Raw genomic sequence first — 255 nt, forward strand, 5'->3', positions numbered from 1 at the left:
CGCCCGAAGCGGCGGCGTTTTGATGCCTTGCTCCAGCCATGTGACAGGGCTGGGTTGTAGGTCTTCCGGTCGGTGGGTCGACGGATCAGCGTAATGCCGTCGAGGTCGACAGGCTGCCAGTGGTGGTTGTGGACCTGGAAGCACAGCCGTTGTTCACCTGGCTGCTGATAGACGAGCAGGGCTCGACCCGGGCCAGCCATCTCGACAACTCTGGACCAGAGACGCTGGCGAATTCGGCTGTTCACGTGGCCCACG

Annotated in this window: 1 pseudogene; it reads right to left on the minus strand. The window is 63.1% G+C overall.

Annotated elements, in window-relative coordinates:
• Positions 1-200, minus strand: a pseudogene (locus JMF97_RS32550) (type I-E CRISPR-associated endoribonuclease Cas2); the annotation flags it as partial.
• Positions 201-255: the final 55 nt, after the last annotated feature.

Origin of the sequence: Micromonospora fiedleri (assembly GCF_016774385.1) — a bacterium.
GTDB lineage: Bacteria > Actinomycetota > Actinomycetes > Mycobacteriales > Micromonosporaceae > Micromonospora > Micromonospora gifhornensis.